At 55.4% G+C, this 8,570-nt stretch carries 7 protein-coding genes; 5 read left to right on the top strand and 2 right to left on the bottom strand.

From position 1 onward, the window contains the following. Positions 1 to 10 precede the first annotated feature (10 nt). The 4 genes from K5905_RS20625 to K5905_RS20610 all read left to right on the top strand — a co-directional run bounded on the left by K5905_RS20625 (position 11) and on the right by K5905_RS20610 (position 5,389). Positions 11 to 1,597 carry a peptide ABC transporter substrate-binding protein gene (locus tag K5905_RS20625; RefSeq protein ID WP_297587151.1) on the top strand — a complete coding sequence of 529 codons (1,587 nt, stop codon included), beginning with the start codon at positions 11 to 13 and terminating at the stop codon, positions 1,595 to 1,597. 90 nt (positions 1,598 to 1,687) lie between these two features. Continuing rightward, positions 1,688 to 2,611, top strand: a complete 924-nt coding sequence (gene oppB / locus K5905_RS20620) for an oligopeptide ABC transporter permease OppB (RefSeq protein WP_297587149.1) — start codon at positions 1,688 to 1,690, stop codon at positions 2,609 to 2,611. Positions 2,612 to 2,625: 14 nt separating this feature from the next. Beyond that, positions 2,626 to 3,753, top strand: coding sequence for an ABC transporter permease subunit (locus K5905_RS20615; protein ID WP_297587147.1), 1,128 nt, complete (start codon positions 2,626 to 2,628; stop codon positions 3,751 to 3,753). Between the two features lie 4 nt (positions 3,754 to 3,757). After that, on the top strand, positions 3,758 to 5,389 hold the full coding sequence (locus K5905_RS20610) for an ABC transporter ATP-binding protein (RefSeq protein ID WP_297587145.1): 1,632 nt from the start codon (positions 3,758 to 3,760) through the stop codon (positions 5,387 to 5,389). 21 nt (positions 5,390 to 5,410) lie between these two features. Here K5905_RS20610 and K5905_RS20605 read toward each other — a convergent pair whose 3' ends face one another. Both K5905_RS20605 and K5905_RS20600 read right to left on the bottom strand, forming a co-directional pair. Then, on the bottom strand, positions 5,411 to 6,178 hold the full coding sequence (locus K5905_RS20605) for a GntR family transcriptional regulator (RefSeq protein ID WP_297587142.1): 768 nt from the start codon (positions 6,176 to 6,178) through the stop codon (positions 5,411 to 5,413). Positions 6,179 to 6,570: 392 nt separating this feature from the next. Further along, positions 6,571 to 7,638 carry a dipeptidase gene (locus tag K5905_RS20600; protein WP_297587140.1) on the bottom strand — a complete coding sequence of 356 codons (1,068 nt, stop codon included), beginning with the start codon at positions 7,636 to 7,638 and terminating at the stop codon, positions 6,571 to 6,573. 162 nt (positions 7,639 to 7,800) lie between these two features. Here K5905_RS20600 and K5905_RS20595 point away from each other — a divergent pair, with 162 nt between their 5' ends. After that, complete coding sequence (locus tag K5905_RS20595) at positions 7,801 to 8,532, top strand: L,D-transpeptidase (RefSeq protein WP_297587137.1); 732 nt, start codon at positions 7,801 to 7,803, stop codon at positions 8,530 to 8,532. Positions 8,533 to 8,570 lie beyond the last annotated feature (38 nt).

Here is an 8,570-nt window from a genome sequence, read left to right as displayed (position 1 = left end):
GGAGAGCGATATGTTCAAGTCCATGCGTGTAACAGCGCTTGCGGCTGCTCTAATGGCTGCTACATCTCTAACCGCAGTTGCAGAGGTGGTCTACCACCGCGGCAACACCGCAGACCCGGAAACTCTGGATCAGCACAAGACCTCCACCACTTACGAAGCACACATTCTGCGCGATCTTTATGAAGGTCTCGTCGCATATGATGCTGCCGGAAAGGTCATTCCAGGCGTTGCTGAAAGCTGGACCATTTCCGACGATGGTACCGTCTACACGTTCAAATTGCGCGACAACGCCAAGTGGTCAAACGGTGACCCGGTAGTCGCCGGTGATTTTGTTTATTCCCTGCGCCGTATCATGACACCGGAAACCGGTGCGAAATACGCAAACATCCTTTACCCGATCAAGAATGCGGAAAAGGTCAACAAAGGCGAACTGAAGCCGGAAGACATGGGTGTGAAGGCGCTTGACGACCACACTCTGGAGATTTCCCTCGAGGCGCCGACCCCGTATTTCATCGAACAGCTGACACACCAGACCGGCCTGCCGGTTCACCCGGCAACGGTCGATGCTCATGGCACCGACTTCGTGAAGCCTGAGAACATTGTCACCAATGGTGCGTTCACGCTTGCCGAATTCGTTCCGAACGCGCATGTGAAGGCGACGAAGAACCCGAACTTCCACGACGCGGACAACGTCAAGATCGACACGATCTTCTTCTATCCGACGGAAGATCGTGGTGCAGCTCTGCGCCGCTTCCAGGCTGGCGAATTGCACACCAACAACGATGCGCCGACTGAACAGGTTGCCTTCATGAAGGAAAACCTTGGCGATCAGTTCCGTGTGGCACCGTACCTGGGCACCTACTACTACGCCCTGAACCATGAAGACGAAGCACTGAGCAACGCGGAAGTTCGCCAGGCGCTGTCCATGGCGATTGACCGTGAATTCCTCGCGGATGAAATCTGGGGTTCCACCATGGTGGCCGGATATTCCTTCGTACCGCCGGGAATCGGCAATTACGGTGAGCCGGCATATGCCGACTACATGGACATGTCACAGATCGACCGCGAAGAAAAAGCGATCGAAATGCTCGAAAAGGCAGGCTTCAGCGAATCCAATCCGCTCAAGCTGACAATCAACTACAACACTTCCGAGAACCACAAGAACACGGCCGTTGCAATTGCCGACATGTGGAAGCCTCTTGGTGTTGAAGTGTCCATGGTAAACACCGACACCAAGACGCACTATGCAATGCTTCGCGACCGTCAGGACTTCGACGTTGCACGTGCCGGCTGGATTGGTGACTATTCCGACCCGCAGAACTTCCTGTTCATGGTCGAGAGCGACAATACCGGTTTCAACTACGCGCGTTACGAGAACCCGGAATATGACGCTCTGATGGACGAGGCCGCTGCAACCATTGATCTGGAAAAGCGTGCTGAAATCCTCAAAAAAGCGGAAGAACTGTTCATGCGCGACCTGCCGTTCATCCCGCTGATGTACTACGGCTCCATGAACCTGGTTTCCGACAAGGTCGCCGGATTTGAGAACAACCTTCTCAACGTTCATCCGACCCGCTTTATGAGCATCTCCCAATAATCGAAAACACAAAGCCGGCAGGTATATTCCTGCCGGTTTTTTGCAAGGTGGCACGCAAAGACCGCCGGCAAACCAACAGGGGCAAAGCCTATGCACCGCTATGTGCTCGGTAGATTGCTCAGCGCAATCCCGACCCTCTTTCTGATCGTTACAATTTCTTTCTTTCTGATCCGGATCGCACCTGGCGGTCCGTTTGATCTTGAAAGGCCACTTGAGGCCAAAGTGATGGAAAATCTGAACAAGATCTACCATCTCGATGAGCCGCTCTGGAACCAGTACCTGCTCTATCTGAAAAGCATAGTGCAGCTGGATTTCGGCCCGAGTTTCTATTTCCGCGACTTCTCGATCAACGAGCTGTTCGCGCAGAGCTTGCCGATTTCAATACAGCTCGGACTGTCTGCGCTGTGTCTGGCTCTGGTTGTCGGCGGCGTGCTGGGTGTTTCTGCAGCGCTGCGCCAGAACCATCCCGCAGATTACACGATCATGGCAGCCGCGACGCTTGGTGTGACTATTCCCAATTTCGTCGTTGCACCGATCTTGACACTGATCCTCGGTGTTTGGCTCGGCTGGCTGCCGGTTGGTGGCTGGAACGGCGGTGCCTTCGTCAATGTCATCCTTCCTGTCGTGACACTGGCGCTGCCTCAGGTTGCCGTGGTTGCCCGATTGACTCGCGGGTCGATGATCGAAGCCTTGAGATCGAACCACGTTCGCACGGCTAGAGCCTATGGCCTGACCAGCTACATGGTCGTCGTGGTGCATGCGCTCAGGGGGGCAATCCTGCCGGTCGTTTCCTATCTTGGGCCGGCGGCCGCAGCTCTTCTTACCGGCTCTGTCGTGATTGAGACCATCTTCGGTATTCCCGGCATCGGCCGCTACTTCGTGCAAGGCGCACTAAACCGTGACTACACCCTGGTGATGGGGACTGTCGTGGTCGTTGCCTGTTTTGTCATCCTGTTCAACCTCGTTGTGGATCTGCTTTATGCACTGCTCGATCCGCGCGTGCGTTACGATTGAGGAGGGACACGGATATGACAATTACAGCAACAAACAACGTCGACGTGCCCGCAAAAGGCAGGTCCCTTTGGGACGATGCGCGCGACCGGCTGCTTGCCAACCGGGCTGCCGTTGCAAGCATGATTGTGCTGGTTGCAATAGCGCTGATCTCGATCTTCGGCCCGATCCTGTCACCTCATCAGTTCGACACGGTCTATCGTGACTATGTCAAGGTGCCGGCGAGCCTGGAGGCCTATCCAAGAGCTGCGCAAGTCGAGCCCGCATTCATGTCGGTAGCCAAGCGCGCACGCCTGACGGTCGACAGCTATGAGCGTAACGGTGATACGGTGATCGCGAACGTAACCTCGCGCCGGGAAATCGATCCACGCACGACGCGCTACTTCGACCGCAGTGACCTGTTCAAGGACGCTAAGGTAATGGATTTCACCGATGACAAGAAATCGGCGACAATTCATGCTGACGTCAACTACATGCACTTCTATTTCGGCACGGATGCAAATGGCCGGGATATGATGACCAGGACCTTTATCGCCGGGCGCGTCTCGCTGACGATCGGCTTGCTGGCAACTGTGGTGGCCATCTCGATCGGTGTCCTTTACGGGGCGACTTCGGGATATCTCGGCGGCCGTGTCGACCAGATGATGATGCGCGTTGTCGATATTCTTTATTCACTGCCCTTCATCTTCTTCGTCATCATGCTGGTGGTGTTTTTCGGCAGGAACTTCATCTTGATGTTCATTGCCGTTGGTGCCGTGGAATGGCTGGATATGGCCCGCATCGTGCGTGGTCAGACCCTGACTATCAAACGCCAGGAATATGTGCAGGCTGCCGAAGCCATGGGCGTGGCCGATGGCGGCATCGTTCGCAGGCACATCATTCCCAACACGCTGGGCCCGGTCGTCGTCTACATGACGCTGCTGGTGCCCAAAGTCATCCTTCTGGAAAGCTTCCTGTCCTTCCTCGGACTTGGCATCCAGGAGCCGATGACGAGCTGGGGTGTTCTGATCTCCGAAGGCGCGCGCAATCTGCAGGGGGCTGCATGGATGCTCATCTTCCCGTCAATCTTCCTGACATCGACGCTGTTTGCGCTGAACTTCATCGGCGACGGCTTGCGCGATGCCCTGGACCCGAAAGACCGGTAAGGAGATGACCATGACCAGTGAAAACAACAAGACGGTCCTCTCCATCAAGGATCTGAAGGTCGATTTCGAGACCGGAACAGGCACTGTCAACGCCGTACGCGGCGTGGATATCCATGTGGAAGCCGGGGAAACCGTGGCCATCGTCGGCGAGAGTGGTTCCGGCAAAAGCCAGACCATGATGGCAGCCATGGGCCTTCTGGCATCCAACGGCCGCACGCAAGGGGAGGTCGTCTATGGTGGACGCAATATCCTTGGTCTGCCTATCAGGAAACTGAACGATGTGCGCGGTGCGAAGATCACCATGATCTTCCAGGAGCCGATGACGTCGCTGGACCCGCTCTACACCATCGGTCGCCAGCTGGCCGAGCCGATGGTCGTCCATGGCGGCCTGTCCTGGAAGGCGGCGAAGGCGAAGGCGCTTGATCTTCTGAAGCTCGTCAACATTCCCGAGCCGGAACGCAAGATCAAAGCTTATCCGTATGAAATGTCGGGTGGCCAGCGCCAGCGTGTGATGATCGCCATGGCGCTTGCCAACGATCCGGATGTGCTCATCGCAGACGAGCCGACGACCGCGCTTGATGTCACCACTCAGGCGCAGATCCTGGATCTGCTTCGCGATCTCCAGAAACGGCTTGGCATGGCGGTGCTCTTCATCACCCATGACCTGGGGATCGTCCGCCGCATTTCCGACCGTGTCTATGTCATGAAGACCGGTGAAGTGGTGGAAAGCGGCGAGACACAAAAAATCTTCACGAAGCCCGAGCATCCCTATACGAAAATGTTGCTGGATGCAGAGCCGACAGGACACAAGCCCCCGGTTCCGGAGAGTGCGCCGGTGCTGCTGGAAGCGCAGAAGGTTGAAGTGGAATTCGAGCTGGACTCCGGCTTCCTGAAACCGAAGCATATTCTGCGTGCGGTCGACGACATCAGCTTTTCTCTGCGCAAGGGGCAGACCCTTGGAATCGTTGGAGAAAGCGGTTCAGGAAAATCCACTCTCGGGCGGGCGGTTCTGAACCTGCTTCCGGCCGGTGGTCGCGTCGTGTTTCAGGGCCAGCAGATTACCGGCAAGGATAGAGCCGAAATGCGTGCCCTGCGAAAGGACATGCAGTTGATCTTTCAGGATCCGTTCGGATCCCTGAGCCCGCGCATGACAGTCGGACAGATCATTTCCGAAGGTCTTCTGGTGCACGAGCCGTCCTTGACCGCAAGGGACCGTGACGACCGTGCCTGTCAGGCTCTGGAAGAAGTGTCTCTGGACCCAGTCATGCGCAATCGCTACCCGCATGAATTTTCAGGCGGTCAGCGCCAGCGTATCGCCATTGCGCGGACCATGGTGTTGAAACCCGAGCTTGTCGTGCTCGATGAGCCGACATCCGCGCTCGACCGCACGATCCAGAAGCAGGTCGTTGAACTTCTGCGAGACCTGCAAAATGCGCATGATCTCACTTACCTGTTCATCAGCCATGACCTTGCCGTCGTTCGGGCCCTGTCGGATACGGTGATGGTGATGCAGCGCGGCAAGGTTGTTGAGGCGGGAACCGCTGATGCAATTTTTGAATCGCCGAAATGCGACTACACCAAAGAGCTGATCGGCGCGGCAATGCTGACACAGCAGCAAATGGCGGAAACGGCCTAAGCGTTTCCGGAAATGAACATGTCAGAGCCCGGCCAGAGCAGCGATCTGGGCGGGCTCCTTGTCAAAGTTTTTTTGCAACTGGTCGAGATCTCTGCCGTAAAAATGCGGAGCAAGAACGACGGCGCTAGAGAGAATGTGCGCCTTCATCGCGTTTTTGACTTCCTGCACATCCTGTTTCTCCAGCGCATTCAAGATGTCCTGATGGGACGTCACGTTTTGCCGTCTCCAGGCAGCTTCGGGCCTTGGTGTCGGGAGCATGATCCGCTGCAACATCATGGTGGTTCGAAGCAGAACCGGCTCCAGTGTCGGCATCTCGGCAATCTTGAACAGTTTTAGGTGAAGGTTGCGATCCAGTTCCGAGCAACCGAAAACATCCCGTCGCAACCGGCATTCTTCAAACTGCTGATCGAGATCCCGCAGTTCCTGTAACTGGCGCGCGGTGATGTTTTTTGCGGCCTCAATGACACTGGTTGTTTCCATGTCGATGCGAAGCTTCAGCAAAAGCATCGCCTCGAGCGTGCTGGGGTTGGTCACGAATGTTCCCTGATAGCCACGCCGGTCAACCAGGCCGAATTCCTGAAGAAGCATCAAGGCTTCCCTTATCGTACTTTGGGAACATTGATAGTCCTGAGCGAGAGACTGCTCGGTGATCAGGCTGTCGGAAGTCAGTTCACCGGTCAGGATTTTTCGTTTCAGATCCTGATAGACAGCGTCGCATTTGCGCGCGCGCTTGCCACCTGAACCTGATCCGTTTTGCAGATCTGCATCTTCGGCGAGTTGTACATTCACGTCGCTGCCTCTCCCCTTGGCATCGCGTTCGAACAAGCGTCCCCAACAGACGCATTGCCGAAGAAAAATGTTCCGGCAACTGTTCTATCTTCCTCACCATCCGGTCTTCGTTGAAGCGGCAGGGGAGTCGATGGGGCTCACCAATCCTAACCCCGCTGTCTGGTCTTTTGTTCTTCCCGGAACCCTTCCCAAGAGCTTCAGATTCGAGCTACGAACGTTGGGTAGAACGCCGGAATTGCGACATAGACGGGATAAAAAATAACAATAAATCCATACTTTCTTGACCCTTTGGCAAATGCAATCGCTAATCTGTCAACTCTGATAACATGTTTGCGAGCAGTGGATAGCTTCCTCCGATTTCACGCCAACGGATATTCGGCATTCTGGTGTCGTTATGCGGCCGCTTTTTCCAGCGCGTTGATCCAGTTTTTGTGGGCAATCTTTTCAATGGCAATCGCATTGAATCCCCTTGCATCCAGGGCTTCCAGCAAACGGGACAGGCCGGTCACATCACCAATGTCGTTCGGAACAACACAGCCGTCGAAATCCGAACCGAGCGCAACACCGTCCTCACCGAGCCTGTCGGTAAGATAGGCAGCGTGATCGGCAATGACATTCAGATGAGTGTCCCTCGCGTAACCGCCATCCGGTCTCAGAAACGGGACGTGAAAGTTGATCCCTACCAGCCCCTCGCTTTCCTTGATGGCATCAAGTTGTTTGTCGGTGAGGTTCCGGCTGCTGGGGCAGATGGAATGAACGTTTGAATGGCTGGCGACGATCGGACGGTCGGTGATGCGCGCCAGATCCCAGAACCCTTTTTCATTCAGGTGAGACACGTCGAGCAGAACACCCAGTTTGTTGCAGGCCCTGACAAGATCGCGGCCAGCGCCGGTGAGACCGGTCCCGATATCGGGAGAAGCAGGGTGTGCCATGGGCACACCGTAGCCGAATTCATTCTCACGGCTCCAGACAAGTCCCAGCGAACGCAAACCGCGCTTGTAAAGGTCTTCCAGGGCGTAAAACTCGGTGTCGATTGCCTCCGCACCTTCGATATGAAGGCTTATCGCCATTTTCCCGGCGTCGATTGCAGCTCTGTTTTCTTCGGCGCTTCGGCAGATGGCCACTTGCCCATCAGAATCGGTCTCGATTTGCTCAGCACGTTCCAGAAGGCGGTAGGTGAAGTCGAGCGCCTGTTTGTGCGGCACTTCCTGGTAATTTGCAGGATCTTTCGGATCGAACGGACTGCTGAAATCCTGGTCCGGATTAGAGGGGACAAACATTGCGAACAGACCGCCGGCAAAGCCCGCCTCCTGGGCCCGCACCAGATCGAGATGCCCGGTATCCGAACGCTCGAAGAAATTACGGTTGCCGCCCTTGATCGCGTCGATTTCGAGTTTCAGCAAAGTGTCGTTGTGACCATCGAAAACCGGGAAGGGAGACTTTGCTATGGTGTCGGGCACGGTATTTCCTCAAATGATTTGTGTCGGAAACAGGGGCAGGTAATTGCGAACAGTAGGCTCAATCTAGTGGTTCATTTGAAGAATGTAAGGCACTTTGATCGAAAGTGACTTGCAACTGTTGAAAAGCTGCCTCAAGAAAGGGCTTCCATTTTGGGAGGTCCCATGAAGCGTCATTTTTCGCCGCACGAACAAACTCGCCCGGAAGAAAACAATCTGTTTGATCGCCGCACATTCCTGGCCGGTGGTCTTTTGCTGTCAGCCGGGGCCTTGGCAGGATGCCAGACGGCCGTCGGACTGCCGGACCAGGCCGAATTGCCTGACGAGGAATTTGATTACGCTGCGGCGTACGCAGCATTGCCCGATGGCGATTACACTTGGCCTGCGATCAACTACAAGAACTTCGACCAGCAGTACTTGCGACAGGTCGTGGAGTATAAGACCCGGGAAAGACCGGGGACGATAATTGTCGATCCATACAACAACTTTCTCTATTGGACGCTCGGTAACAAAAAGGCTTTGCGTTACGGGATTGGTGTTGGCCGTGCGGGCTTTGCCTGGAATGGTGAGGCCTTGATCCGCGTGAAGCGCGAACATCCGATCTGGCGCCCTCCACGGGAAATGATCGCACGCAAACCCTCACTGGAACGGTACTGGGAAAAAGGCTATCCACCGGGGTTGAAAAACCCGCTTGGTGCGCGTGCCATGGATCTTTGGCAGGGATCAACGGATACACTTTTTCGGATACACGGAACCAACAAACCGTCCTCGATCGGCAAAAGTGTATCTTCCGGCTGCATCCGCATGTGGCAGCAGGACGTGATCGATCTGTTCAATCGTGTTCCGTTGCGAACAAAGGTTGTCGTGCTGAGCGAAGATCCAAACGATACGGCATAATCCCGATTGCATTTTGAAGCCGGTACAGCGCACAGTCG

It is taken from the genome of Roseibium sp., from assembly GCF_025698965.1.
Taxonomy (GTDB): Bacteria; Pseudomonadota; Alphaproteobacteria; order Rhizobiales; family Stappiaceae; genus Roseibium.
This window is presented reverse-complemented; position numbering and strand designations above follow the sequence as displayed.

Bases quoted from the DNA above. Each gene is read 5' to 3' on its own strand.
- K5905_RS20610 (WP_297587145.1), top strand. From the start codon at position 3,758: ATGACCATGACCAGTGAAAACAACAAGACGGTCCTCTCCATCAAGGAT.
- K5905_RS20595 (WP_297587137.1), top strand. From the start codon at position 7,801: ATGAAGCGTCATTTTTCGCCGCACGAACAAACTCGCCCGGAAGAAAAC.
- K5905_RS20615 (WP_297587147.1), top strand. From the start codon at position 2,626: ATGACAATTACAGCAACAAACAACGTCGACGTGCCCGCAAAAGGCAGG.
- K5905_RS20625 (WP_297587151.1), top strand. From the start codon at position 11: ATGTTCAAGTCCATGCGTGTAACAGCGCTTGCGGCTGCTCTAATGGCT.
- oppB (WP_297587149.1), top strand. From the start codon at position 1,688: ATGCACCGCTATGTGCTCGGTAGATTGCTCAGCGCAATCCCGACCCTC.